The 22056-nt window shown below is 59.7% G+C and carries 34 protein-coding genes and 2 pseudogenes; 20 read left to right on the top strand and 16 right to left on the bottom strand.

The genetic code is table 11. The features are described 5' to 3' along the window. A partial coding sequence (locus EKA13_RS15395; protein ID WP_176717433.1) for a hypothetical protein occupies window positions 1-361 on the bottom strand: 361 nt, incomplete at its 3' end. A gap of 50 nt (window positions 362-411) precedes the next feature. On the opposite strand from EKA13_RS15395, the gene EKA13_RS15390 reads away from it, so the two are divergent. Next, window positions 412-1338, top strand: coding sequence for a hypothetical protein (locus EKA13_RS15390; protein WP_065760261.1), 927 nt, complete (start codon window positions 412-414; stop codon window positions 1336-1338). Window positions 1339-1355: 17 nt separating this feature from the next. Here the strand turns inward: EKA13_RS15390 and EKA13_RS15385 are convergent, their stop codons facing one another. From EKA13_RS15385 to EKA13_RS15335, 13 genes and pseudogenes are all read right to left on the bottom strand, one after another. Next, the gene (locus tag EKA13_RS15385) at window positions 1356-1670 is read right to left on the bottom strand and encodes a hypothetical protein (protein ID WP_065760260.1); all 315 of its coding nucleotides are present in this window, start codon (window positions 1668-1670) and stop codon (window positions 1356-1358) included. Window positions 1671-1690: 20 nt separating this feature from the next. After that, window positions 1691-2845: a DNA-methyltransferase gene (locus tag EKA13_RS15380; RefSeq protein WP_065760259.1), complete on the bottom strand. Its 1155-nt coding sequence runs from the start codon at window positions 2843-2845 to the stop codon at window positions 1691-1693. A gap of 41 nt (window positions 2846-2886) precedes the next feature. Continuing rightward, window positions 2887-3498: a 3'-5' exonuclease gene (locus tag EKA13_RS15375; RefSeq protein ID WP_065760258.1), complete on the bottom strand. Its 612-nt coding sequence runs from the start codon at window positions 3496-3498 to the stop codon at window positions 2887-2889. A 363-nt stretch (window positions 3499-3861) separates the two neighbouring features. Beyond that, window positions 3862-4044: pseudogene (locus EKA13_RS28710) on the bottom strand (DNA translocase FtsK); the annotation flags it as partial. A gap of 532 nt (window positions 4045-4576) precedes the next feature. Continuing rightward, entirely contained in the window at window positions 4577-4777 is a 201-nt protein-coding gene (locus EKA13_RS15365; RefSeq protein WP_065760256.1) for a hypothetical protein, read from the bottom strand. Between the two features lie 15 nt (window positions 4778-4792). Next, the gene (locus tag EKA13_RS15360) at window positions 4793-6448 is read right to left on the bottom strand and encodes a YqaJ viral recombinase family protein (protein ID WP_065760255.1); all 1656 of its coding nucleotides are present in this window, start codon (window positions 6446-6448) and stop codon (window positions 4793-4795) included. Beyond that, window positions 6435-7196, bottom strand: a complete 762-nt coding sequence (locus tag EKA13_RS15355) for a hypothetical protein (protein WP_065760254.1) — start codon at window positions 7194-7196, stop codon at window positions 6435-6437. Before EKA13_RS15355 ends, EKA13_RS15360 begins: the two co-directional genes overlap by 14 nt. 124 nt (window positions 7197-7320) lie before the next feature. Next, on the bottom strand, window positions 7321-7686 hold the full coding sequence (locus tag EKA13_RS15350; protein ID WP_065760253.1) for a hypothetical protein: 366 nt from the start codon (window positions 7684-7686) through the stop codon (window positions 7321-7323). Next, a complete protein-coding gene (locus tag EKA13_RS27850; protein ID WP_176717432.1) occupies window positions 7683-7829 on the bottom strand; it encodes a hypothetical protein in 147 nt (48 codons plus the stop codon). The genes EKA13_RS15350 and EKA13_RS27850 overlap by 4 nt, the downstream gene beginning before the upstream one ends. Further along, window positions 7822-7968 carry a hypothetical protein gene (locus tag EKA13_RS27845; RefSeq protein ID WP_176717431.1) on the bottom strand — a complete coding sequence of 49 codons (147 nt, stop codon included), beginning with the start codon at window positions 7966-7968 and terminating at the stop codon, window positions 7822-7824. Before EKA13_RS27845 ends, EKA13_RS27850 begins: the two co-directional genes overlap by 8 nt. Beyond that, on the bottom strand, window positions 7965-8216 hold the full coding sequence (locus tag EKA13_RS15345; protein WP_125862938.1) for a hypothetical protein: 252 nt from the start codon (window positions 8214-8216) through the stop codon (window positions 7965-7967). The genes EKA13_RS27845 and EKA13_RS15345 overlap by 4 nt, the downstream gene beginning before the upstream one ends. A 660-nt stretch (window positions 8217-8876) precedes the next feature. After that, window positions 8877-9128 carry a hypothetical protein gene (locus EKA13_RS15340; protein ID WP_125862937.1) on the bottom strand — a complete coding sequence of 84 codons (252 nt, stop codon included), beginning with the start codon at window positions 9126-9128 and terminating at the stop codon, window positions 8877-8879. Continuing rightward, window positions 9125-9835 carry a LexA family protein gene (locus EKA13_RS15335; RefSeq protein WP_245704346.1) on the bottom strand — a complete coding sequence of 237 codons (711 nt, stop codon included), beginning with the start codon at window positions 9833-9835 and terminating at the stop codon, window positions 9125-9127. The genes EKA13_RS15340 and EKA13_RS15335 overlap by 4 nt, the downstream gene beginning before the upstream one ends. A 44-nt stretch (window positions 9836-9879) precedes the next feature. Here EKA13_RS15335 and EKA13_RS15330 point away from each other — a divergent pair, with 44 nt between their 5' ends. Then, the gene (locus EKA13_RS15330) at window positions 9880-10101 is read left to right on the top strand and encodes a helix-turn-helix domain-containing protein (protein WP_065760250.1); all 222 of its coding nucleotides are present in this window, start codon (window positions 9880-9882) and stop codon (window positions 10099-10101) included. A gap of 2 nt (window positions 10102-10103) precedes the next feature. Next, window positions 10104-10412 carry a CII family transcriptional regulator gene (locus EKA13_RS15325; protein WP_065760249.1) on the top strand — a complete coding sequence of 103 codons (309 nt, stop codon included), beginning with the start codon at window positions 10104-10106 and terminating at the stop codon, window positions 10410-10412. 395 nt (window positions 10413-10807) lie between these two features. Here EKA13_RS15325 and EKA13_RS28390 read toward each other — a convergent pair whose 3' ends face one another. After that, complete coding sequence (locus EKA13_RS28390) at window positions 10808-10978, bottom strand: hypothetical protein (RefSeq protein WP_245704345.1); 171 nt, start codon at window positions 10976-10978, stop codon at window positions 10808-10810. Between EKA13_RS28390 and EKA13_RS28905 the strand changes: the two are divergent. Next, window positions 10938-11084, top strand: a pseudogene (locus EKA13_RS28905) (hypothetical protein); the annotation flags it as partial. The gene EKA13_RS28390 and the pseudogene EKA13_RS28905 sit on opposite strands and share 41 nt — an antisense overlap. Here EKA13_RS28905 and EKA13_RS28385 read toward each other — a convergent pair. Next, window positions 11013-11159: a hypothetical protein gene (locus tag EKA13_RS28385; protein WP_245704344.1), complete on the bottom strand. Its 147-nt coding sequence runs from the start codon at window positions 11157-11159 to the stop codon at window positions 11013-11015. The pseudogene EKA13_RS28905 and the gene EKA13_RS28385 sit on opposite strands and share 72 nt — an antisense overlap. Here EKA13_RS28385 and EKA13_RS15315 point away from each other — a divergent pair. From EKA13_RS15315 to EKA13_RS15240, 16 genes are all read left to right on the top strand, one after another. Then, window positions 11158-11871 carry a hypothetical protein gene (locus EKA13_RS15315; protein ID WP_245704343.1) on the top strand — a complete coding sequence of 238 codons (714 nt, stop codon included), beginning with the start codon at window positions 11158-11160 and terminating at the stop codon, window positions 11869-11871. The genes EKA13_RS28385 and EKA13_RS15315 overlap by 2 nt on opposite strands. Continuing rightward, window positions 11864-12307: a RusA family crossover junction endodeoxyribonuclease gene (locus EKA13_RS15310; protein ID WP_065760247.1), complete on the top strand. Its 444-nt coding sequence runs from the start codon at window positions 11864-11866 to the stop codon at window positions 12305-12307. Before EKA13_RS15315 ends, EKA13_RS15310 begins: the two co-directional genes overlap by 8 nt. Further along, window positions 12304-12594 carry a hypothetical protein gene (locus EKA13_RS15305; protein WP_065760246.1) on the top strand — a complete coding sequence of 97 codons (291 nt, stop codon included), beginning with the start codon at window positions 12304-12306 and terminating at the stop codon, window positions 12592-12594. Before EKA13_RS15310 ends, EKA13_RS15305 begins: the two co-directional genes overlap by 4 nt. Further along, window positions 12575-12931, top strand: a complete 357-nt coding sequence (locus EKA13_RS15300; protein ID WP_083199821.1) for a hypothetical protein — start codon at window positions 12575-12577, stop codon at window positions 12929-12931. Before EKA13_RS15305 ends, EKA13_RS15300 begins: the two co-directional genes overlap by 20 nt. Window positions 12932-13020: 89 nt before the next feature. Next, the gene (locus EKA13_RS15295) at window positions 13021-13299 is read left to right on the top strand and encodes a holin (protein WP_245704342.1); all 279 of its coding nucleotides are present in this window, start codon (window positions 13021-13023) and stop codon (window positions 13297-13299) included. Next, complete coding sequence (locus EKA13_RS15290) at window positions 13296-13805, top strand: glycoside hydrolase family protein (protein WP_065760244.1); 510 nt, start codon at window positions 13296-13298, stop codon at window positions 13803-13805. The genes EKA13_RS15295 and EKA13_RS15290 overlap by 4 nt, the downstream gene beginning before the upstream one ends. Further along, on the top strand, window positions 13805-14242 hold the full coding sequence (locus EKA13_RS15285; protein WP_065760243.1) for a lysis system i-spanin subunit Rz: 438 nt from the start codon (window positions 13805-13807) through the stop codon (window positions 14240-14242). The genes EKA13_RS15290 and EKA13_RS15285 overlap by 1 nt, the downstream gene beginning before the upstream one ends. 71 nt (window positions 14243-14313) lie before the next feature. After that, the gene (locus EKA13_RS15280) at window positions 14314-14745 is read left to right on the top strand and encodes a hypothetical protein (protein WP_065760242.1); all 432 of its coding nucleotides are present in this window, start codon (window positions 14314-14316) and stop codon (window positions 14743-14745) included. Window positions 14746-14749: 4 nt separating this feature from the next. Beyond that, window positions 14750-14959 carry a hypothetical protein gene (locus tag EKA13_RS15275; RefSeq protein ID WP_065760241.1) on the top strand — a complete coding sequence of 70 codons (210 nt, stop codon included), beginning with the start codon at window positions 14750-14752 and terminating at the stop codon, window positions 14957-14959. Further along, window positions 14956-16554 carry a portal protein gene (locus EKA13_RS15270; protein WP_065760240.1) on the top strand — a complete coding sequence of 533 codons (1599 nt, stop codon included), beginning with the start codon at window positions 14956-14958 and terminating at the stop codon, window positions 16552-16554. Before EKA13_RS15275 ends, EKA13_RS15270 begins: the two co-directional genes overlap by 4 nt. Then, on the top strand, window positions 16551-16787 hold the full coding sequence (locus tag EKA13_RS15265) for a Bbp19 family protein (RefSeq protein WP_218060849.1): 237 nt from the start codon (window positions 16551-16553) through the stop codon (window positions 16785-16787). The genes EKA13_RS15270 and EKA13_RS15265 overlap by 4 nt, the downstream gene beginning before the upstream one ends. Window position 16788: 1 nt before the next feature. Beyond that, window positions 16789-17646, top strand: a complete 858-nt coding sequence (locus EKA13_RS15260; RefSeq protein ID WP_065760239.1) for a hypothetical protein — start codon at window positions 16789-16791, stop codon at window positions 17644-17646. 202 nt (window positions 17647-17848) lie between these two features. Next, entirely contained in the window at window positions 17849-18715 is an 867-nt protein-coding gene (locus EKA13_RS15255) for a phage capsid protein (protein ID WP_065760238.1), read from the top strand. A 43-nt stretch (window positions 18716-18758) separates the two neighbouring features. Beyond that, a complete protein-coding gene (locus tag EKA13_RS15250) occupies window positions 18759-19220 on the top strand; it encodes a hypothetical protein (RefSeq protein WP_065760237.1) in 462 nt (153 codons plus the stop codon). A gap of 73 nt (window positions 19221-19293) precedes the next feature. Beyond that, on the top strand, window positions 19294-19881 hold the full coding sequence (locus tag EKA13_RS15245; protein WP_245704341.1) for a phage connector family protein: 588 nt from the start codon (window positions 19294-19296) through the stop codon (window positions 19879-19881). After that, on the top strand, window positions 19881-22049 hold the full coding sequence (locus EKA13_RS15240; RefSeq protein WP_065760236.1) for a phage tail protein: 2169 nt from the start codon (window positions 19881-19883) through the stop codon (window positions 22047-22049). The genes EKA13_RS15245 and EKA13_RS15240 overlap by 1 nt, the downstream gene beginning before the upstream one ends. The last annotated feature ends 7 nt before the right edge of the window (window positions 22050-22056 follow it).

Raw genomic sequence — 22056 nt, 5'->3', positions numbered from 1 at the left:
TGCCGTCGATCGCCATCGACGTGACGAAATAGTGGTTCTGTCGGCGGTTATAGATAACCTCCTCGGCGGAGGTGCCTGGGTTCAAGATCTCCCGTGCCTGTGCGCAGATGAACTTGCCGGCCACCGTGAAGCTGAGCCAGTCGCCAAGCTGTATCTGGCCTGCTGCCATGAGTGGTTGCCATGCATCGAGCTCAACCGGTTCGCCCTGGTGCTGCTCGGTTGGCTGTGCAAGAAAGTTGTTTACTTGCTCGGCTTTTTCGTAGGCGCAGTGCTCTTCCAGCAGATCAGCATAGTGCTGAGCCCAGTCACGCGGCACACTGATCATCTTGATGATATTGCTGGCTCGGTTTTCTTTCTGCATGAGGGAACCTCAGGTTAGAGTAAGGCCTACTGTCAGTCGGGAGCGTTTATATGGAGAGTAAGACGTACGTATTCAAAAGTTCGGAAGGAAATTTGGCATGGGCGGTAGTTACTGCCGAAAGCGTTACTTGTTATGTCCCGCAAATGGGTGACTGGTATGAGCAGAAATTTAATTTGCCTGATGGAACGGATTGGGCTGCGGTAGCTAAGGCTTGTTTGCAGCAGTGTCATGTGTGGATTTCTGGCGAAGGCACTGAGTCGTCAATGCTGCCTGGGCAATACCATCCAAGGATTTGGCGCGGGTTATATTCTCCGAACTCAATTTTTGAAGGTTACGATAGGCTTAGTCCACGGGGTGTCTATGGTTCTACATACAACAGCTGCATAGTGGCTTCTGAGAGTCTGTTCGCAGAGGTAAAAGAGCTATTCAGAATTGTCGAGCCATGCGAGCGAAATGCTGGCACCTACGGGCACCGAATCCGTGAATTACTTATTCTGCTGTGCACTGAAATCGAAGCCTGCTGGTCTGGAGTGTTGAAGGCTAATGGTAAGGGTAAGGGTATCGGCAGACTAAGCACTCAAGACTATGTTTGGACATGCGAGCCTCTTCGTCTTAAGGAGTGGAAGGTAAAGTTAAAGGACTATGATGTTTTTCTTGAGCCATTTGTTGAGTGGAGTCCTGAGCGGCCAACGCAATCTATTCCTTGGTATGATGCGTATAACAAGGTGAAGCATGATCGAGAGGGCAGTTTTGAATATGCGAGCATGTTCAGTGTTCTTCAATCTGCTGCGGCTCTACATATCCTACAAGTGGCTCAGTTTGGGCCTGGTATTTTTGACATGCTGCATGGAAATCGCTTTTCAATTTTTGAATTAGTGGGGCTTCCTGAATTTTCGCTAGACGAGATCTATTACGCATACCCTCTAACTAAGGATGGTTTCGTCTCACCTTTAATGTTCGGGTCGCCTAACAAGTAGGTCGCCCTGAAGGGCGATCATTTGGCGTTTACCTCCAGCCACTCGATGATGTCGAGGTAGCCGGCGACGTGGCTGTCAGGTCTTCCGGATGCCGTGCGCTTGAGGTGTTCCACCACTAGCGCCACCCCGTTGGTGGCGGCCAGCGTGCGGTGCATGGCGATCACCGTGGCGATGGCCTCGGCCCGGGCCTGCAAACGCATGTAGTGGTTGATGGGACCGGTGATCGCCGGCAGCGTGATCGGCTGGTTCGCCCGGACCGTCTCCGTGGAGAAGATAGGCGCAGGGGTAGGCTGGCGGGCCCGGTCAAGGGCCTGCTTGGCGAGTGGATGCATGGGGTACCTGCTAGGGTTGGTTAAGCAGTGCAGACATCTCGAAGGATGTCCATTTGTGTGGCGCCATTCGCCCTGGCCTGGTCGAGTCGTTGTCGAGCAAGGGAGGCATATTCTGGGTTCAGCTCGCAGATGACCGATTTCCGGCCTTCCTGCATGGCAACGAGCGCTGTGGTGCCGGCGCCGCCGAAAGGATCGAGCACCATGCCACCGCGCGGGGCGCCGGCCAGGACGCAGGGCCGGATGAGGTCAGGCGGGAAGGTGGCGAAGTGCGCACCTTTAAATCCGTTGGTGGCCACCGTCCAGACGCTGCGCTTGTTCCGGGTGGTGTCGTAGTTGATGTCTTCGCGGCCAGGTCTATGCTGCCCGGTCTGGCCGTGGTCGCCGCCGGAGTACTTCGTCTCCCTGGCAAAGCTGTTGCGCTTGCTGCCCACGGTGCGAGGCTTCGGATCGGCATCATAGCCGTGGCCCCAGCCAACCCCGTTGTTGCGCGGGACAACGTTGCCAGAAACCGTTCGGGTACCGCCGTTCGAGTTGTCGAAGGTCGCGCCATCCACATAGGCGCCGCCCCGGAACGTCGATGCTGATCCCTTGCCTGTCAGATTTGCCGGCTCCCGGATCGCGTCTTGGTCGAAATAGTACTTCGGTGACTTACTAAGTAGAAAAAGGTACTCATGGGCCTTGGTGCATCGGTCGCGCACGCTTTCTGGCATTGGGTTCGGCTTAGCCCAAATGATGTCCTGCCGCAGCAACCAGCCGTCATCCTGCAGGGCAAAGGCCAGACGCCACGGCATGCCCATCAGGTCCTTCGGCTTGAACCCGTCATGGTTGGCTTGCTTCTTCCTCCGAGCGCTGGCGGCAATCTGGCGGGCGCTCAGGCTGGACGAGCCAAGCCCCATGTCATCCCGTCCATGGGCACCCCATGAGCCGGAATAGCTGTCGCCCATGTTCACCCAGATCGTCCCGTCGTCCCGCAGCACGCGGCGCACTTCGCGGAAGACGGCGACCAGGCTGTCGATGAATTCACGCGGGGAGGCCTCCAGGCCGATCTGGCCATCGACGCCGTAGTCGCGCAGCCCGAAGTAGGGCGGGCTGGTGATGCAGGTGTGCACTGATTGATCCGGCAGCGTCCGCATCATCTGGATGCAATCCCCCACCAGGATGCGGTGTTCTGCCATGGAAATCTCCGGTAGGCGCCAGGCGCCCGGCGCGGTGATGGTCAGGCCGCCGACTGGTAAGCCTGGATGGCGAAGTACACGCGGGCGCAGGCCTCGGCGTCGGGGCGGGCGCGGTGAGCGTCGACCAGGTCTTCTCCGGTGAAGAACTTCAGCGCCTCGGAGACGGTTGGCGTCTTGAAGCTGTTCTTGAAGTTAGTGGCCTTCATTGCCTCGGTCGGTGGCAGCTGGCAGATCGGCTTTGACGTGATCGCGGTGCAGAACTTGGCGCCGTCGCGGAAGTCCTCAGCCACCCAGGCATCCTTGAAGCGCTTCAGAGCGATCCGCAGCATGCGAGCGTCGAATGACTCGTTGTGCGCGACCCGCAGCCCCGCGCGGCGCCAGATGCCAAGGAAGCCTTCGACGGCCAGCGCTTCGGGGATCCCGTGCTCGAGCGCGATCTCGTTGGTGATGCCGTGGATTGCCGCGACATCGCTGGGGATGTCCCAGCCATCCGGACGAACCATGGCCTCGAAGCTGTCGACCAGCTCTCCTTCCTGGGTGTAGAGCAGGGCGCAGACATCGACGAGATGTGGCTGGCGCGGATCGTCGCTCGGCAGTTTCCAGTGCGGGAAGCCGGTGGTTTCGGTGTCGAAGACGCAGATCAGTTGAGACATGGCGGTTTTCCTGTAGTCGAAAAGAAGGCGCCCGTAGGCGCCTGTGGGTGTTGCTGTGGGGGCTGGCGGTCAGGCGACCACGTCTTCCAGGGTGGCGACGACCTTGTAACTGTGGTCCAAGGCCGACTCGCCCTCTGCTTCCACCTCGATCACCTTGTCATCGAGCAGGCGCACCAGCAGGGTGGTGACCTGCTCGCTGCTGATGGCCAGGCGGCTCTGCACCCAGTGGGCCTTGAACGGCTTTCCGTTGGCTTTGAGCACGATCAGTTGCTTGGCGTCGTCGTAGTCGAAGTCGCCGAATTCCTTGCTGATCAGGGTTTCGGGGCTTGAGCCTCGATCCTCGTTCACCAGGGCATCAAGCTCCGCCTGGGCAATAACCTCGCGGGCGCCGGTGGAGTTGATGGGAGTTACAACGCCTTCGGCCTCCATCTGCTCGAGCATGCGAGCCGCCCGGTTGTATCCGACCTTCAAGTGGCGCTGGACCGCTGAGATTGACGGTCGACGGGTGTCGCGCACGAAAGTCAGCGCTTCTTCGTAAAGCGGGTCTGGACCCTCGGGCAGTTCCTGATCTTCCTGCTTATCAGACCCATGAATCTTCTCGCTGAACAGGCTTCCTGTCAGGTCGCTTACGTGGAGCGGGAATTCCTTTTGATCGCGATCTGGGGTGATGGCGTCAAGCCCTTCGTCGTAACTGTCTGGAGCCATCACCAACAGACAAAGGTGGCCGGCATGGTCGACAAGGTCGTGCTTCTTCGGATCCTTGCCGTCAACGGTTGCGGTGACCGTCATATGTTTCGCATCAACCTGCACGCGCTTGATATCCACCGGGATGGTGACTACGCCATTGGCTGCAATCGTGCGAATTGCCACTTGGACCGAATCTTTGACGCCGAGCGTTACGCGCTCAATGGTCAGTTGCTGGGTGTTTTCGCTCCAGTCGCGAAAGTTCGGGATCTGATCGATAACCAGATTGACCAGGTCGTGCTCCAGCAGCTCGCCTGCAATTTCAGAAGGAAGGCAGCCGTGCAGCTGTGCGCGCGCAATGATGTCGCGATGTTCCAATTTCATGCGGTATTCCTCAGTACTTGGCGATCTCTTCCAGCTTCTTCTGCTGGTGGACGCTCAGAATGGTGCGCGGGCCGTGGCGCTTGAAGTTGGCCCGCATGTTGGTGATGAATTCTTCTTCCCAAGAGCCGTCTGCGTGGAGCTCAGCGGCGGCAAGCAGGGACGTAAATTCTTCGACTCGGTCGTACAGCTCTTCCACAGTCTGGCTGGCCATGGCAGGTGCTCCTGATCATGCAGCGGCGCGATTGGCTTGCACCGCCTGGATGTGGTTGATCAGCGCGGCACAGATGCGGGGGAAGTCACTGGCGCGGTACAGCTTGGCCGAGCGTTCCTGGGCTACTGCCTCGAAGCCCAGCGAGGTCAGGAAGTCAGCCGTCAGCGTGAAGCCCAGGCGCGTGCTGATATCGCCAAGCTTGATACGCTGGCCGTCGTCGGCTGTTGGCTGAGCTGCCGTGGTTATCGGCGTGGCTGCTGGCTTTGGTTCTGGGCTGTGGATCTGCTCGACCACCGGCTGCGCCTGGACCTGCTCCTGCACGGGTTGCTGCTGAGCAGCCTGTTGCTCTGCCTGCTGACGTTCAAGTTCGGCATCTCGGCGCTGCTGCTCGGCCTGCTGCTCCTGCTCGTGCTCATTGATGCGGACCTTGATCAGCGCCACCAGGTCGTCATTGGCCTTCAGCACCAGGTCCTGGGCATCGTGGAACAGGAACGCGTGGCTGGCCGCCAGTTCGCGCAGGCTGTTTAGGTTCGCCCGGATGCCGTCAGCGATGCGGCTGGCCTCGATCTTGGCCCGGGCGAGTTCGGCATCAGCCGCTTCTTTCAGGCTGTCGATCGTGCGCTTGCCTTTGATGACCCCGGCGAAGTCAGCGTGAACACGCGGCATGCGGATCTTGCCGCCGAGCGTGACGTTGATCTGGTCGATGTGGTCCTGCAAGGCTTTGGCCGCGTCCATGACGATATCGGACCTGATGATGTCCTTGCGGGCCTTGACCAGCTTTTCCAGTTCCAGGCGCTTGCGCCTCGTCTCTGCCACGATGTCATCGATGGCCTTGAACAGCACGTCGATGCTCTCGGTCTGGCTCAAGGCGTGTTCTTTCACAGCCTTAAGCTTGTCCTCGACCTCGCTGCACCACTTCACAGTGGCATCGGCGTCGGCGAAGTCCTTGTCGGTCGAAAACTGGGTGTTGATGTTGCCGATCACGCCCAGAGCATGGGCTTTGAACGCATCCAGGTTACTGGCGATGACCATGCCGGTGACATCGATGCGCAGGGCTGGCAGCTGATCAGGAGCTGCGCCGGTGACCTCGACCTTGGCCTCTTGCACCTCGAAGGCGCCGAGGTCTTCTTCAAACTGGGCCCAGCCGGCCACCAGTTGCTCGCGCCGACCAGCAATTGGCTGGTACGCCATGTGCACGAACTTCTCTGGCGTGCCGTCCGAGCAAACGAAGATCACGCGCTCGGCACCGCTCACCAGCAGCTGCTGCTCCAACTGCCAGTAGTAATGGGGCTCGAGCTCGCCGGCGCGGACCTGCGCAACCAGGCGCTCGTTCCACAGCTTGTGCTCGAAGAGGGTATCGCCCAGCATCGTTGCGCCGTCCATCGATGCCAGCAGGTTGCCGCTGGTACCGACGATGGGGTAGAGCTCTTCGCCGATCATTTCCTCGACCAGTGGCCGGGCCAGTTCCTCGGTGGCGTGGCCACGGTCGAAGATGGCCTGTTGCTGATGGGTGACCTCCGGCACGATGCCGGTTTTCTTCATCGCCAGCAGATCGGTGCGGGTCTGGTACTTCGAGGCGCCCATCATCGCGGGCGCCTCCGAAGCGGTGAAGTAGCTGGAACGGAGGGCGTGCCACTCTGGTGTGCCCTGCTGGACGTTATGCACTTGCATCGGTGTGATCTCCTTCGATGGGGGCCAGCGCGTGGATGCGCTCGATCTGCTCTTGGGTGAGGGTGTATTTGCTGGTGAGGTTCGCCAGCAGGTGATCGGGGCTGGTGCGGTTCGCGGCGATCATCGATCGCCACTTGTCGGCGTTCTCTTCGAGCTTGCTGTCGGGGTAGGCCGGCAGTTGCTTCGGCTCGTCGACCTTGCGGGCGTGTGTTTGGTTGAGCTCGCGCTCGGTCGGGATGTCCTGTACCTCCTCGGCCACCGCCATGCCGCGCAGCACGTCTGGGAAAACGTCACGCAAAGCAAATGCTCGAGCACGCATCTGGCGCATCCGCTTTGGGTACTGGCTCCAGGGGCCTTGCTTGCCGACCAGGCCAGCGAGCTTGGCGTCGGTCATGCTGAACGTGCGCACCTGCTCTTCCTCACCGCGGCGCTTAACCCGGCAGGTTGCCGTCTCGCCGTCGTCCGTCTCGGTGACGTACTCGCAAAGCGGCGAGCTGCGAGCCAGTGCGATGACCGCGTCACCCCACAGGGCAGGGCGGCCGTTGATGACCGCGATGCTCTGCATGGCCTGCATCGGCTGCAGGCCCAGCTCCATGCCCCACTGAACGGCGACCAGGATGTTGGCCGGCTTGCGCTGGAAGTCCTTGGGGACGATGTCGGAATTGGCCAAGTAGTCGGCGAACTTCAACGCTTCGTCGAGGTTCTGAGGGGCCAGGCTGAAGGTTTGTTTGATCGCAAGATCGTTCATGTCTTGGAGTCCTATCGAGTGACAAGATCAGCCAGTCCGATCAGCAGCAGCCAACCGGACCAGCCAAGAAGGGAAGAGGTGGCGCCGCGCCAGATCAAATGGCGGCGCCGGCGTTGGGCGACGGTCATGCCGCGGCCTTTAGCAGCTTGTTACCTATCTGGCGAAGGCGGGATTTCAGGGTGTTTGCGCGCTGCTTAATGGCTTTGCGCTCGTCCAGCAGGATCGCCATGGAGCGGTATGCGTCGTCTTCATCGAGTGGCTTGTCGTCGAGGATGTACAGAACCTCAACCGCGTACAGCCAACCGTTCCAGCGAAGAACAGCTTCATCGTCCAGCCATTCGCCTTGGTAGAAGCGATCACGGAAAGGCTTCATGTCGATGTAGGCATCCACATCGTTATGCAGGCCGCGGATGGCCTTCGAGTTATCCATCAGCTCGGTGCGGTTCTTGGCGTAGGCCTTAGCCAGTTCGATCAGTCGTTGCTCGCTCATGGCATCCGCACCACGATCATTCCGCGGCGAATCTCGATGCGGGTGTGCGGTGGCAGATCGGCGACCAGAAAAAAGCCCTGAGATTGCAGGGCCTGGGCGAGTTCTTTGCAGGTTCGGGCGATGATGGTTCGGCACTTATTCATAGCGGCGCTCCAGCATGATGTCGCGCTCATCTGAGCGGTAATCGCCGACCGGGAAGTCGTCCAGATCGACGTTGTAGTCAAACTCGCAGGGTTCGGGCTCGTCGTCTGGCGGGTCGAGCCACATGTCGTGGGCGGTCATTGCAGCGCTACCCGTTCTATCCGGCATTGCCGTTGGGTGCGAGCCAGAACGCTGAACCGCGCCATCTCAATGCGCATGTTCAGCAGGTTGTGCTCTTCGTGGCCGATATCGCCGCGAGCCAGGGCGTATGCCGCCATGCCAGCGGCGTAGTTGAGTTCACTTTCGGTAGCCACCAAGTCACCTGGTGGCGTTTCCAGCACCTTGCTGATTCGTTCATCGAACAGCGGGCGGGCGGTCTTGTTGAACATGGTGGTTACCTCGATGTATGCGGGATGCATCGGGGTGTGATCTGGCCGGTGCTGATCTCCGGCTTGCGAACCATGCCGAGGTGAACGGCTTGCGCCTACCTCAATGCCAGTTATTACGACCCAGTACCGCGCGGGCATATGAAACTACTTAGCTGGTATCGATCGTTCGCGGAAACTGTTTGCTTTCAAACCCGCGCATCAGCCTGCGCATTCAGATCACACTCCGATACAGCCTGCGATGGGGAGCAGGGCATCGGGCCGTCTTTCCGGCTGTCAGGGAAATTTGTGTTGCTGGCCTCCGTTACACGCCACGGTTGGCTTGGCTGAACTGCCGAGGATTTCTCGGTGGTTCATCTCGGGGGCTCTGAGAGCCCGACAGCCGACCACGCAAGCATGCTGTCGGCTCTCGTTTATGCGGTGCTCGATGCTGCGCACCCGGGGTGAGGCTTCCCCTGTACCGTTCTGCCCGAGGGCAACGCCATGGCTTGCTGCGGCGCTTGAGGCTAAAGAGCAGTGGCTTTCGCCGTGTTTCGTGTTCATGCGTGTTTCCTGTGATAAATAATCACGCAACGTGTTCGCCGTGTCAAACACGAATCGTGATTAATTTTTCTCGGGACGAAAAAAAGCCCGCTCAGAAGCGGGCTATTGCGATCCGAAATACTATTTGCGGCGGTGCCGAGAAATTCTGTTTTGGTAGAAGTCAGTCATGGGGGAGATCGTGAATACCCCGAAGAAAGCTGCGATGTAGAGCGCGAATTTCAGGATGTCGCGCAGCGCACCTTTTGGCATGCCGTCGAGATGCGATTCTACCCAGTAGAGCAAGACGCCCATTCCAATAAACGTGAGCATCGCCAAGGTTTGTGCGTGGTTGCGCTCAGCTTTTTCGACTTCCCGGTCATGCCTCATCTTCAAAGCCCAGTCATTTTCGTATCGATCACGCGCCCGATGAATCGGCAGTTGCCGTTGATTTCCATAGTCCGATAGTTCGGGTTCAGTGGACGCAAGTACTTTAGGCCTGCGTCCTCAATGTACTGTTTGAAGGTGTGTTCGCCGCTGTCTAGCAGCTTTACCACATAGTACTTTCCGCTGATTCGATCAGATTCTGGACGCACCAGGATCCTAGATCCCTCCGGAAAACTCGGATTTCCCGCGCAGGTCATTGAGTCGCCGCGAACGGTAAGCCAGAAACCATGCTCTCCAGCGTTCTCAGTTGATGCCAGCCATTCCTCAGCGTCGCCAGGATGGAACGCAACAGGCGATTCAGCCCACTCGCCAGCAATTACCCAGCTAATCAAGGGGTACTCCTTTGGTGCCCGCGTAGGCTGCAGTGCCATTTCAACGTTTTGTGTGTCAGCGCGGCCAACCAATATAAGTTCCGGCGCAACGTCCAGTGCCTTGGCAATGGTTTTCACGTCCTCCAGGCTCGGTTCGCGTGCATCGCTTTCGTAGTTGCCCACGCGGGACTGCGACGCCCACCCGCAGACCTTGGCCAGCTTTGCCTGGGAGAAGCCCTTGAGGGTCCGGTAATGCTTGATTCGTGAGCCGAGTGTCTTCATGCCCACAAGTTTAATCACGGAGCGTAATGGGCTGCTTTCACTTATCGTGTTTGAAATAATCACGTTATGTGTTTATCCTGCGATGAGATCCATAGGAGCCACATCCCATGAACCGTATCCGTGAAACCAGAGAGAAGGCCGGTATCCGCCAGTCTGCCCTCTACCGAAAACTAGGCTGGGGTCAGTCGCGAATCGCCAACTATGAAAGCGGTGAACGAACCCCGTCCCTATCTGATGCCCGTCTGATCGTTGCTGCACTGAACGAGTTGGGTGCTTCCTGCGACCTGGCCCTGGTGTTCCCAGAGCCTGATCAATCGTCGGCGGCCTAATCATGACCACGACCGCATTAAGCCAGGAGCAGCTTGTAACGTCTCGCAAGAACATGGCCGTTCTCATGCAGCGGCTTGCATCGGTCGGCAATGGCCCGGTTGCGCTTGCAGTCGGTTGCGACGAGGCAACCATCAGCCGTATGAAGCCGGAGAAGTTCCAGCAGTTCGCCGAGATTCTCGCGGTGCTGGATTTGAAGATCGTTCCGATGGAGATGCGTTGCTTCAACCAGCGCGACATCGAGGCGATCTTCCACCAGGCCAAGCGCTGGATGGAGCACGTCCAGAACGTCGACCAGTTGGAAGAGGGCTGATTAGTGCCTGCCTTCCAGATCAATGACGCAGAGTGGGGCGCCTTGGCCGATGAGCCAGCGGACGTCTTCAAGCTGTACTGCGCCATACGCCGGTTTATGGACTACAGGACGGGCGTGTCTGGTGTTAAGCGTCGGCTCAGCGAACAAATGTTTCGTGAAGAGTTGTATATTGCCCCCACTCGCGGCCGCCATGAGTCTGGTTCCCCTACCAGGCAGAAGGTCCGATCCCTCATTGATCGTCTGATCACCCTCGGTGTCATCACCCCTGTTGGACCTCTTGTTTACCAGCTGCCGAACGCGGACTGGGGTAGTCCGTCCAAACGATCAGCAACCGATGAACAACCAGATCAGCAACCAGATCAGCAACCACCACAAGAACAGCCAGAGGCCACGGATTACGAGGCTTCCAGCGAATCTGAAAATGGATCAGCAACCGGATCAGAATCAGACGAAACGCTGATCAGCAACCTACCTCCGATATCCGGTAAAAGCACTAGTACTGGTAACGCGCGCGGGGCTTTCGCCATGCCGCTGACCGACTGGGAGCCAGAATCCAAATCTTTCAAGGCCTTCGCCTTCGCCAACTCTGTCCCGGTCAACTCACTGACCCCAGAGATTCTGGCCGCTTTCCGAACCTACTGGCACGTCCGCCCCGAGCGTGAGCAGACCCAGGCCCAGTGGGAGCAGCAACTCGTCAGCCATCTGAAACACCAACTTCGCCAGGCACAAGCCGGGGGGTATACCCATGGATCAGCAAAAACCGCAGCAGGCCACCGACCTGCTCGCCAACGTCCACTTTCTGCCGTCGACCGGGTCAAGCGTGCAGGGGAAGAACTCGAACGAGCAGTCCAGGCTGTCGCAGAAGGCGCTGAACAAGCTTTGGCTCAAGATGACGGAGATCTACGGGCACCGCTGGACGGCGAATTTCGGCGAATCAGCTAACCCGGAGCATTCCTGGTCCAAGATCTTGGGCGACCTGAACGGCCAGCAGCTCGCCAACGGGCTGAGTGCCGTATCGGCTGACCCTCAGTACGACTGGCCACCATCCGCCAACGTCTTCCGCTCGCTGTGCATGCAAATGCCCGGCTTCCCAAGCGAAGACCAAGCCTGGACCGAAGCCCTGATTGGAAAGTACACCCATGAAGCCGTGAAGGTCGCAGCCGAAGCTACCGGCCTGTTCGACCTGCGCACCGCCAAGCACAGCGACAAGGCACTGCGCCAGAACTTCGAGCGCAACTACGCCATCGTCCAGCGCCGCGCCCAGAACGCCCAGCCCCTCGACGGCAAGATCCCTATGGGCATCAGTCACGACACCAAGACACCACGCCAGGTGCAGCTCGCAGCATCGCACCAGGAAGCCCGCGACCTGATGGCCGCACAGGGCATACCCAATGATCCCAAGGCTGCACACGCTTTGCTGCTGGCCAAGGTAGGAATCCGGAGAGACAACCATGCATGACCTGAAGCCCGTTTCGTTCCTGGTACCGGGTGAGCCAGTGGGGAAGGGCAGGCCACGCGTCAGCACCATCGCCGGACACGCTCGCATGTACACACCAGCCAAGACCGCCAACTACGAAGGCCTGATCGCTACCAGCGGCAGCAACGCCATGGCAGGTCGTGAACTGCTGCAAGGCCCGGTCATGGTCGAGATCCGCGTCAATCTCTCGGTACCGAAGTCCTGGAGCAAGAAAAAACAGGCCGCTGCGCTTGCTGGTGACGTCATGCCCACCAAGAAACCCGACTTCGACAACGTACTCAAAGCCATCTGTGACGGCCTCAACGGCGTGGTGTGGAAGGACGACGTGCAGGTTGTCGACGTGTTCGCCCGCAAGCGCTTCGGCGATACACCAGGTGTGCAGGTACGCATCGTTCCGCTTGAGGGGGCTGCATCATGAGCAAGAGCATCCATGGACCAACCTGGTATTGCCGTGGGTTCGGCAACGACGGATTTGTCTTCGTCGGTGTCGACCAGATGTTGCCCAGCGGCACGATGGTCGGGATTCGCCATGCCGTTCACCCGTTCATGTTCGATAACGCCAAAGATCCTCGCGCCATGTTCTTGGCAGTGATCAAAGAATTGACCGAGGCAATGGAGCGGGCGAGCGCTCAACCGGTGTCTGCCTCGCGCGCGCACGCGTTTGGAACGGGTCAGGGTGACCAGTATGAAGCCGCCTGCGCCTGAGCAAATGGCCCTGTTTGCGCAGCCTGAGCCCGTTCGTGCGGCTTTGGCTGCGCGCCCGCTTGTACTGCACTCGCCGCCACCATCGCGGCCAGGCCCGAAGCGCATCGATTGGTTCAGGGTCATCACCATGGTGTTGCGGGGTGGTTACTCGATCCAGTCGGCTGCGGATGCCATCGATGTTGCCCGTACCACGCTGATCGGATGGAAGCAGGGTGCAGAGCCGCGTTACAGCGAAGGCGAACGCTTGGTGCTGCTCTGGTGCCAGATTACCGAGCAAGACCGCTCAAAGCTGCCCATGGTCGCCGTCGGTGACTGGTGGGCGTACCACGCGAAATAGTCGGGATTCCGACAGCCCACCGCCCTGATTCTCCGTGTCATCGATGCCCCGCCACCGTGCGGGTTTTTTTTTGACCCTGGAGGCAACCCATGAACGCCCCAGTCAGGAGCAAGCACATGGCGAATCAGGCACCGGAAGGGATTGCGGAAGTGGTGGGCGCGTCCGTCGCAAACAAAGGGATGATGGTCGGCGCCGCCACCGGTTTTGTTGGCTGGCTGTCCCAGGTCAACTGGATCGGTATTGCTGGTGTCCTGGTCGCAGTGTTCGGCCTGCTGGTCAATGCGTACTTCCAGGCTCGCCGAGACCGCCGAGAGGCCGCCGAGAGCGAGGCACGCATCCAATCAATCCGCGAGCAGTGCCAGCGATGAGCGCCCGCAACCGCATAGCGGTAGGCCTGCTGACCATGAGCCTTGCCGGCATTGGCGCTTGGAAGGCTAACGAGGGTTACACCAGCAACGCCATCATTCCCACCAAGGGCGACGTTCCCACCATCGGCCACGGCTCGACGCGGTATGAGGACGGCACCCACGTCAGGATGGGCGACACCATTACCCCGGCCCGGGCAGACGTGCTTGCGCGCAACCTTATCCGTCAGGACGAAAAGCAGTTCGCGGCCTCGATCCCGGGCGTGAAGCTGTACCAGGAAGAGTTCGACCTGTACATGGACTTTGTGGGCCAGTACGGCATGGGCAACTGGCGCACTGGATCACCGCGCCGGTACCTGCTGGAGGGTAACTACGTCGGGGCCTGCGAAGCGCTGCTGCTGTACCGGTATGCCGCCGGCTTCGACTGCTCGACACCCGGCAACAAGCGCTGTCCGGGCGTCTGGAAACGCCAGCTCGAGCGCAACGCCAAGTGCAAGGCGGTGCAGTGATGGTCCGCTATCTCATCGCTGGGCTTTCTCTGGCGTTGATTCTGGCGCTTTGGCGCCTAGACCATACCGACACCAGCTTAAGCACCGCTACGCAGCGTGTGCGAGAGCTGGAGAACGCAAACGAATCCCGCAAGAACACCCAGCGCTTACTGACCCAGCTCGACACCGAACATACCCAGGAGCGTGAACGTGCCAATCAGACCAATGCCAACCTTCGTGCTGCTGTCGCTGCTGGCGAACACCGGCTGTCAGTCCTCGCCAAGTGCCCCGCAAGAGGATCAACAGGCGCCAGCAGCCTGGACCATGATCAAGCGCGAGCCGAACTTGACCCAGCGGCTGCTGAACGAATTGTCCGAATCACCAACGACGGCGACGACGCCATCCGCCAACTGACCGCCTTGCAGGACTACGTCCGGACTGCGTGCCCCGCCAAATAGTCGGGATCCCGACACCTCTCCACCATGATGCTGGGCCTCGTTGATCCCTACCAATCACCGAGGCTCACCCCATGCCAGCCCCCGATAGCCTGATCGTCCAGACCCCGGGCGAACCAGTAACCACCACCGCGCAAGCCGTTGATCCAGCAGCATCGACGACTACCAGTACTGAGTCGCAGCCACCCGTAACCCCTACCTACACCGCCAAACACAACGGTGGCGGTCGCTGGAAGATCTGGTACACGCCAATCGAAGGCCAGGCCGACTGGTTTAGCGACTTCGTTGCCATCGGCGACGGCGCCAAGGAACAGGCCGAAGCCGAGGCCCAGCGTCTGAACGATGGCGGTGAACCCCTGGTCATCGATGCGCGCCGCGACTCCGACCGCGCAACCCTGGAGCAGCGCCAACCTACCACCGCGCAAGCCGTCGATCCAACCACCATCAAGCAGGCTGTCATGACCAGCGAGGGCTGGCTGTGTCCTGAGCCGGCTGCGAAGGAGTAAGGCCATGTGCGGCGGAAGCAAGCCCGAGAAACCCAAGGTCGTCCAGACCGAAGACCCAGCTGTCACCGCCCAAAAAGCGGCTGATGTGGCTGCCCAGAAGGCCAACCAAGAAACCGCTGTGCGGCGTAAGCGCAAGTCCGAAAGCAGCCTGCTGTCGTCCGGTGGCGCCGCAGGCACCGTCATCGAGCAAGGAAAGAGAACCCTCGGATCATGAATGCCGACCAGATCTGCAAGACCCTGAGCACGCTCAAGTCGCTGCGCAGCCCGCATGAGCAGGTCTGGCGCGACTGCTACGACCACACCTACCCGATCCGGGGGAACGGTTTCTACTGCGAGATGATGAGCGCACAGGAAGCCCTGAACCGCAAAGCGCGGATCTTCGACGGCACCACCACCGACGCGGCACGCATCCTGTCGTCGTCGGTGCAGTCCGGCCTGACGCCGGCAAACAGCATCTGGTTCGGCATGGACGTCGGCCAAGAGAGCGAGGATGAACGTCGCTGGCTGGACGACTCGTCCGACATCATCTGGCAGAACATTCACGCATCCAACTTCGACGCGGCAGCCTTTGAGGGGCTGCTCGACGTCGTTTGCGCCGGCTGGTTCGCGCTGTACATCGATTCTGACCGGGAGCGGGGTGGTTTCACGTTCGACCTCTGGCCCATCGCCAGCGTGTTCTGCTCAGCGTCCAAGGCAGGCGGCAAGATCGATACCGTCTATCGCACCTACAAGCTCACCGCCGAACAGGCCGTCAATGAGTTCGGGGAAGAGAACCTCAGCGAGCCAACGCGCAATCTGGCCAAGACCAAGCCCCAAGAGTTGGTTGAGTTCGTGCACGCGGTCTACCCGCGCAGCACCTACATGGTCGGCGCCCGCTTGGCCAAGAACATGCCGATCGCTTCCTGCAAGGTGGAGGTTGCTGCAAAGAAGGTCGTGACAGAGTCGGGCTATCACGAAATGCCGGTCGTTGTGCCGCGCTGGATGATGATCCCCGACAGCGTGTATGCCACTGGCCCTGTGGCCGATGCGCTTCCGGACGCTCGCACCCTCAACGAGATGGTGCGCATGGACTTGGCTGCGGCTGACCTGGCTATCGCTGGCATGTGGATCGCGGAAGACGACGGGGTGCTCAACCCGAAGACCGTGCGTGTAGGCCCGCGCAAGATCATCGTGGCCAACTCCGTCGACAGCATGAAACCCCTGCAAAGCGGGTCCAACTTCCAGTACGCAGACGCCCGTATCAGCAGGTTGCAGGCCGCCATCCGCAAGACCCTGATGGCTGATCAGCTCCAGGCGCAAGACGGCCCGGCCATGACGGCGACCGAAGTGCATGTGCGGGTGAATTTGATCCGCCAGCTACTGGGCCCGGTCTATGGCCGCCTGCAGACCGAGTACCTGCAACCCCTGATCGAGCGCTGCTTTGGCATCGCCTACCGGGCCGGGATCCTCGGGCAGGCGCCGGAAACGCTGGCAGGTCGCAACTTCACCGTGCGTTACCTGAGTCCGCTGGCCCGTTCTCAGAAGCTGGAAGAGGTCACGGCCATCGACCAGTTCGTGCAAGGAGCACTGGTCGTCGCTCAGGCCGATCCAACCGTTATGGACAACATCGACCTGGACGAGGCCCAGCGCTTCAAGGGCGAAGCTTTGGGCGTGCCATCGGCTGTCATCCGCAGCAAGGCCGACCGCGACAAGCTGCGGGAGGACCGCGCCCAAGCCCAGCAGGCGGCCATGGAGCAGCAACAGCAGATGGCAATGCAGCAGATGGCTGGTGAGGCCGCACTCAAGCAAGCACCAGGAGCAGCAGCGTGACCCCTGAGCAAATCGACGACATGTTCAAGCGGGTATTCGAGCAGCACGCCGAGGGTGTGCTTGTGCTCGAGCACCTGATTCAGCGTTTCAGCAGAAACGCCGTAACTGTGGGCGGCATCGATGCCGTTCTCAAAACTTACCTGCAGGCCGGCCACCGTGAGGTGCTCGACCACATCCTGCTCCGCATCAACCGAGCAAACGGGGTCAGCGACCCCAACAACGTAGAGGAATGACATGAACTGGTTCATCCACAACCGCCTGGGTCACTTCCTGCAGAACGCAGTGTCCGAGGGCGGCGACCCAAGTGGCGGCGCCCCTGCGGCGACATCAGCAGCACCTGCAGCTCCAGCACCTGGCTCTGTCTTAGGTAATGCAGCCCCAAATGACTGGCTTCCCGAGAAGTACCGCACCAACAAGGAGGATGGCAGCCTTGATCTTGAAGCATCGTCGCGGAAGGTTGCCGACGCCTACCGGAGCCTCGAAACCCGCTTGGGCTCGGGTGATGTGGCGCCGAAGACCGTCGATGAATACAACGTCAAGCTGGAAGGGGTCGAGGGCTTCAACTGGGAAGAGTTCAAGGCCGACGAGGGTACGCAGTCGTTCCTGAAGGGTGCCCACGCCAAGGGCCTGACGAACGACCAGGTGTCGTATGTGATCGGCGAATACCTGAAGGCTGCCCCCGGCCTCGTCGAGGGTGGCGCTCAGCTGACCGCTCAAGACTGCACCGCAGCGCTCAAATCCGTCTGGACCGATGACCAGGCCATGCAGACCAACGTGCGTGCCTCCTATCGTGCAGCCGAGGCCTTCGCCAGTGCAGAAGGCCAACCGGGCAGCTTTCAGAACCTGATGGCCAAGTACGGGAACGACCCGGACTTCATTGCTTTCACGGCCAACATCGGCAAGGAGCTGAACGAAGACACGCCAATCAACGGTGGCGCGGTGAATGAGGCCGACTTCAACGTTAAGACCAGTGAGCTGCGCGAGCAGTTGGCGAAGATGCCGGCGCACGATCCGAAGCGCGCCGCCATCAAGCAACAGTTGGATGCCATGTACGAGCAACGCTACAGCAAGAACAAATCCCGCCTCGGCTGAGCCTTCAGCGCAAATAGTCGGGAAACCGACACCCTCCATGCACAAACATCGCAGGCATCCCAGCAATGGGCCGGCCTGCGGTGGCACGCAGATACCCGGCAAGCCCCAGGCGAAGCAATGCCGATGCACGCCAGGATTTCAGGCCCACCCAAGCGGTGGACACCCTGCAGGCAACCCCACTATCTGCATTGGAGTGCATCGTATGTCACAGCAAATCACCGAGGCGTTTGTTCAGCAGTTTGCTGACAACTTCCGCCACCTGGCTCAGCAGATGCAATCGCGCTTCGAGCCGCACGTAACCATCGAGCCGAATATCGTCGGGATGTCCAAGTCGGTTAACCGCCTGGGCCAGCGCACCGCGAACCGCCGCACCCAGCGCCATGCTGATACCCCAATCAACGATCAACCGCACAGCACCCGCTTTGTCGACCTGTTCGACTGGGATGACGGCGACATGATCGATGACCAGGACAAGATCCGCATGCTGGTTGACCCGACGTCCGAATACGTCAAGGCAATGATTGCTTCGCTGAACCGTGCCAAGGATGACGTGGTTATTGCCTCGATGGGCGGCAACTCCCGGGCCACTACCGGCAACATCATCTTGCCGTCCACCCAGAAAATCGTTGTCGGTGGTACTGGTCTGACCAAGGCCAAGATCATCCAGGCCCGCAAGATGTTCCGTAAAAACGAAGCGGACAATCACAACGGCGAAGAACTCTTCATCACCTATTCCGCGCAGGCCGCCGCCGACATCCTGGCTGACCCAACTTTGACCAGCGCCGACTACATGGCTGGCAAGTTCCTTCAGGAAGGTGATGTTGAAGGTAAATGGATGGGCTTCAACTGGATTCCCAGCGAGCGCACCCCTTACGACGGCGCAACCCGTCGGCTGTACGCCTGGGCCAAGTCCGGCGTAACTCTGGGTAAGGGCGCCGACATCACCACCGAGGTGGGCAAGGATCCAGGCAAGGGCTTCAACGTCCGCATCTACGCCAAAATGTCCATCGGCGCCGTCCGGGTCGAGGAAGAAAAGGTCGTGGAAATCGCAGTAACCGAGGCCGCGTAAGCGGCTTTGGCCTTTACCTCTTCCCAGATTTAGGAGCCAAACCATGGCAACCGTAAACGCATCCGTCGCCGCCGCCCGTGCTGCGCTTCCTCAACAGTTGGTGAAACCGAACCTGCAGGGCGCAGATATCCAGATTCTGGTCAGTACCTTCACCGTTCCGGCTGGTGGCCTGGCCATCGGCGACAAGATCTCGTGGGGCTTTCTGCCGTTCGGTGCACGCCTCATGCCCGGTACCAAGCTGTATTTCGCAGCCGGTGCCGCGTCTTCCACCCTCAACCTGGGTGATCCGGTGTCGCAGGCTCGCTATCTGGCTGCCACCTCAGTGGCTGCTGCTGGTAACGCTGTGGCCGAGGCCCAGTTTGCTAACGGTGCACTGTTCGAGGTCAGCGTTGCTCAGCAGGGCTTGCCCACCGATCAAAGTGAACTGCTTTCCACGGTGGCTGGTGCAGCCCTTCAGGCTGGCCAGGTCATCACCTTGGTAGCGCAGTACGCCGGCCAGAACTAACCGCGCTGCCACGGATGGCGAACCACCTTTCCGGGGCCTTGTGCCCCGGTCTTTTTATCCGGAGACACAAAGTATGACGATGGCTACCGGCGTTTCAATTTGCTCCAACGCGCTGTTGATGCTCGGTGCTCAGACCATCAACGACTTTGCCGACCAGGTGAACCTGGACCGGGCGAAGCTCTGCGCAAACCTCTATCCCTCGCAGCGCGACACCATGCTGCGTGCCCATCCTTGGAACTGCTGTATCAAGCGTATCGTGCTGGCGCCTGACGCAGTTGCCCCAGCATTTGGCTACTCCCACGCCTTTGAGCTGCCTGCCGACTGCCTGCGCGTGCTTGAGGTCGGTACCGGTGGGATGCAGATCGATTACTTGGTGGAAGGTCGATCCATTCAGGCCGATACAACCGTGCTGGAGCTGCGCTATGTCTTCCGCAATGAAGTGGAGAGCTCTTGGGACTCACACCTGATTGATCTGATGACCGTCGCTATGGCCGCTGTTTTGGCCTATCCGATCACGCAGTCGACATCGGAGCGTGACTCCCGTGAGATGAAACTGGAGCGGGCGCTGAAAATTGCCAAGGCAGTGGATGGCCAGGAAGACCCACCCCAGACGTTGGGCGATGAACGCCTCTTGGCTGCTCGACTTGGGGCAGGGCGCTGATGGCCAGGTTCACACTGATCCAGACCAATTTCACTGCTGGTGAGATTTCCCCGCGGATGTATGGTCGTGTCGATATCGCTCGGTACCAGAACGGCGCCATGACCATGGAGAATGCGTGGCCAGTTGTGCACGGTGGGGCGATGCGCCGATATGGCACGCTGCATTGCGCTGCGGCCAAGTTCCACGACAAAAAGGCAATCCTGATCCCTTACGTGTTCAACACTGAGCAGGCCTACATGGTCGAGTTCGGTGACCTGTACGTGCGACTTTTCTACCCTAATGGCGACCCAATCGAGAGCGCTCCGGGCGTTCCGCTTGAACTGGTCAGTCCATACACACAGGACATGCTTGCTCAGCTGGAATACGTGCAGGGCGCTGACACCATGTTTCTGTTCCACCCCATGGTGCCAATCCATCGCCTACGTCGGGTCACCAATACTGCATGGACTCTGGCCCCGGCGCCGTTCGTTACGACACCGTTTGCTGAGGCCGGCATTAAGTTCAGCACGTCCGCGACCATTTCCGATGCCTCTGTAGGCACAGGGCGCACGTTCACCTCTTCGGCCGGCGCCTTCCTGGCGTCTGATGTTGGTCGGCAAATTGCCGCTGGCGGAGGAATTGCCGAGGTGACCACAGTCACCAGCGCCACAGTGGCCACCGTTGAGGTGGTCGTTGCGTTCGCGGGCACTGCGATTGCCAACTGGGAGTTGAGCTTGTCGCCACAGACCAGCAATACGCCAAGCGCAAAAGATCCTGTGGGTAAGGCCATCACTATGACGCTCAGTGCCGCAGGCTGGCGTCCTACGGATGTGGGCAAGTACGTCAAGATCAATGAGGGGCTTGTCCAGATCACGGCGTACACAAGCTCAACTATCGTCAAAGGCATCATCAAAGCTGCGCTCACATCTGCAGTAGCATCCACGGCTAACGCGTGGTCGCTCGAATCGCCAGTTTGGGATGCGGTGAATGGGTATCCAGCTACCGGTACGTTGTACGAGCAGCGCCTAGCCTGCGCGGGATCGCCGAACTATCCCCAAACCGTATGGCTCAGCCGTACCGGCGAGTACCTGAATTTCGAGCTGGGCACCAAGGACGACGATGCAATGTCGTTCACTGTCGCTTCCGACCAGATCAACCCAGTCTCCCACTTGGCTCAGGTCAAGGTCTTGATCGCGCTTACCTACGGCGGTGAGTTCAGTTTGACCGGTGGCGTCGAAAAGCCCATCACACCGACCAACATCCAGGTAAAAAACCAGTCGGTGTACGGTTGCAACAAGGTGCGGCCTGTACGGATCGGCAACGAGCTGTATTTCGTCCAGCGCTCCAATCGAAAGCTGCGGGCTATGGCCTACAAGTACGATTCCGACGCGTATGGCTCGCCGGATATGTCCGTGCTGTCCGAGCACGCTACGAAGTCGGGCATCGTCTCGATGGCCTATCAGCAAGAGCAGGAGTCGATTCTGTTTATGGCCCGCGCTGACGGTGTGATGGCGACCATGACAGTCGACCGTGACCAGGATGTGGTCGGCTGGGCCCGCCAGATCACTGATGGTGCTTTCGAGTCGGTTGCTTCGATTCCCACCGAGGACGGGGATCAAGTGTTCGCGGTTGTGCGCCGCACCATCAACGGCCAGAACGTACGCTACATCGAGCGCTTCACTGATGGCTGTCAGGTTGATTGCGGCATCTTCGGCGCCAGCGAAGCCGGAAAGTCGGTCTGGTCCGGCCTGAATCATCTGGAAGGCAAGACCCTCGACATCGTCGCGGACGGTGTTGTCATGCAACAGCAGGTCGTCACTGGCGGCCAGATCACTCTCCCGAGAGCGGCCTTCAACATTCAGGCTGGTTTGCCGTTCACCACCCGCATCAAAACATTGACGCCTGAGGTTCAGGGCGGCACCGGCAGCGCCCAGGGCAACAGCATGCGCGTGGGTGAGATCACTTTGCGGTTTCTGGAAACCACCGGCTGCAAGGTAAACGGCCAAACCATCGCATTTCGCAACCTTGGTGTCGGTGTCTTGGACAAGCCAGCGCCATTGTTCACCGGGGATCATCGACTGGAGAACCTGGGCTGGGAGCGCGGTAAGGCCTCGGTCGAAATTGTCCAAGACCAGCCGCTGCCGTTCCACCTGCTCTGCGTCATCAAGAAAATCACAATCAACGACTGAGGTGCCC

The sequence above is a fragment of the Pseudomonas defluvii genome, from assembly GCF_001695625.1.
GTDB classification, from domain to species: domain Bacteria; phylum Pseudomonadota; class Gammaproteobacteria; order Pseudomonadales; family Pseudomonadaceae; genus Aquipseudomonas; species Aquipseudomonas defluvii.
Note: the sequence above shows the minus strand (reverse complement) of the source record. Positions and strands in the feature narration are given on the sequence as shown.

Excerpts from the sequence above, each read along its gene's own strand:
- EKA13_RS15390 (WP_065760261.1), top strand. The coding sequence starts at position 412 with ATGGAGAGTAAGACGTACGTATTCAAAAGTTCGGAAGGAAATTTGGCA.
- EKA13_RS15385 (WP_065760260.1), bottom strand. The coding sequence starts at position 1,670 with ATGCATCCACTCGCCAAGCAGGCCCTTGACCGGGCCCGCCAGCCTACC.
- EKA13_RS15380 (WP_065760259.1), bottom strand. The coding sequence starts at position 2,845 with ATGGCAGAACACCGCATCCTGGTGGGGGATTGCATCCAGATGATGCGG.
- EKA13_RS15375 (WP_065760258.1), bottom strand. The coding sequence starts at position 3,498 with ATGTCTCAACTGATCTGCGTCTTCGACACCGAAACCACCGGCTTCCCG.
- EKA13_RS15365 (WP_065760256.1), bottom strand. The coding sequence starts at position 4,777 with ATGGCCAGCCAGACTGTGGAAGAGCTGTACGACCGAGTCGAAGAATTT.
- EKA13_RS15360 (WP_065760255.1), bottom strand. The coding sequence starts at position 6,448 with ATGCAAGTGCATAACGTCCAGCAGGGCACACCAGAGTGGCACGCCCTC.
- EKA13_RS15355 (WP_065760254.1), bottom strand. The coding sequence starts at position 7,196 with ATGAACGATCTTGCGATCAAACAAACCTTCAGCCTGGCCCCTCAGAAC.
- EKA13_RS15350 (WP_065760253.1), bottom strand. The coding sequence starts at position 7,686 with ATGAGCGAGCAACGACTGATCGAACTGGCTAAGGCCTACGCCAAGAAC.
- EKA13_RS27850 (WP_176717432.1), bottom strand. The coding sequence starts at position 7,829 with ATGAATAAGTGCCGAACCATCATCGCCCGAACCTGCAAAGAACTCGCC.
- EKA13_RS27845 (WP_176717431.1), bottom strand. The coding sequence starts at position 7,968 with ATGACCGCCCACGACATGTGGCTCGACCCGCCAGACGACGAGCCCGAA.
- EKA13_RS15345 (WP_125862938.1), bottom strand. The coding sequence starts at position 8,216 with ATGTTCAACAAGACCGCCCGCCCGCTGTTCGATGAACGAATCAGCAAG.
- EKA13_RS15330 (WP_065760250.1), top strand. The coding sequence starts at position 9,880 with ATGAACCGTATCCGTGAAACCAGAGAGAAGGCCGGTATCCGCCAGTCT.
- EKA13_RS15325 (WP_065760249.1), top strand. The coding sequence starts at position 10,104 with ATGACCACGACCGCATTAAGCCAGGAGCAGCTTGTAACGTCTCGCAAG.
- EKA13_RS15315 (WP_245704343.1), top strand. The coding sequence starts at position 11,158 with ATGGATCAGCAAAAACCGCAGCAGGCCACCGACCTGCTCGCCAACGTC.
- EKA13_RS28385 (WP_245704344.1), bottom strand. The coding sequence starts at position 11,159 with ATGGGTATACCCCCCGGCTTGTGCCTGGCGAAGTTGGTGTTTCAGATG.
- EKA13_RS15310 (WP_065760247.1), top strand. The coding sequence starts at position 11,864 with ATGCATGACCTGAAGCCCGTTTCGTTCCTGGTACCGGGTGAGCCAGTG.
- EKA13_RS15305 (WP_065760246.1), top strand. The coding sequence starts at position 12,304 with ATGAGCAAGAGCATCCATGGACCAACCTGGTATTGCCGTGGGTTCGGC.
- EKA13_RS15300 (WP_083199821.1), top strand. The coding sequence starts at position 12,575 with ATGAAGCCGCCTGCGCCTGAGCAAATGGCCCTGTTTGCGCAGCCTGAG.
- EKA13_RS15295 (WP_245704342.1), top strand. The coding sequence starts at position 13,021 with ATGAACGCCCCAGTCAGGAGCAAGCACATGGCGAATCAGGCACCGGAA.
- EKA13_RS15290 (WP_065760244.1), top strand. The coding sequence starts at position 13,296 with ATGAGCGCCCGCAACCGCATAGCGGTAGGCCTGCTGACCATGAGCCTT.
- EKA13_RS15285 (WP_065760243.1), top strand. The coding sequence starts at position 13,805 with ATGGTCCGCTATCTCATCGCTGGGCTTTCTCTGGCGTTGATTCTGGCG.
- EKA13_RS15280 (WP_065760242.1), top strand. The coding sequence starts at position 14,314 with ATGCCAGCCCCCGATAGCCTGATCGTCCAGACCCCGGGCGAACCAGTA.
- EKA13_RS15275 (WP_065760241.1), top strand. The coding sequence starts at position 14,750 with ATGTGCGGCGGAAGCAAGCCCGAGAAACCCAAGGTCGTCCAGACCGAA.
- EKA13_RS15270 (WP_065760240.1), top strand. The coding sequence starts at position 14,956 with ATGAATGCCGACCAGATCTGCAAGACCCTGAGCACGCTCAAGTCGCTG.
- EKA13_RS15260 (WP_065760239.1), top strand. The coding sequence starts at position 16,789 with ATGAACTGGTTCATCCACAACCGCCTGGGTCACTTCCTGCAGAACGCA.
- EKA13_RS15255 (WP_065760238.1), top strand. The coding sequence starts at position 17,849 with ATGTCACAGCAAATCACCGAGGCGTTTGTTCAGCAGTTTGCTGACAAC.
- EKA13_RS15250 (WP_065760237.1), top strand. The coding sequence starts at position 18,759 with ATGGCAACCGTAAACGCATCCGTCGCCGCCGCCCGTGCTGCGCTTCCT.
- EKA13_RS15245 (WP_245704341.1), top strand. The coding sequence starts at position 19,294 with ATGACGATGGCTACCGGCGTTTCAATTTGCTCCAACGCGCTGTTGATG.
- EKA13_RS15240 (WP_065760236.1), top strand. The coding sequence starts at position 19,881 with ATGGCCAGGTTCACACTGATCCAGACCAATTTCACTGCTGGTGAGATT.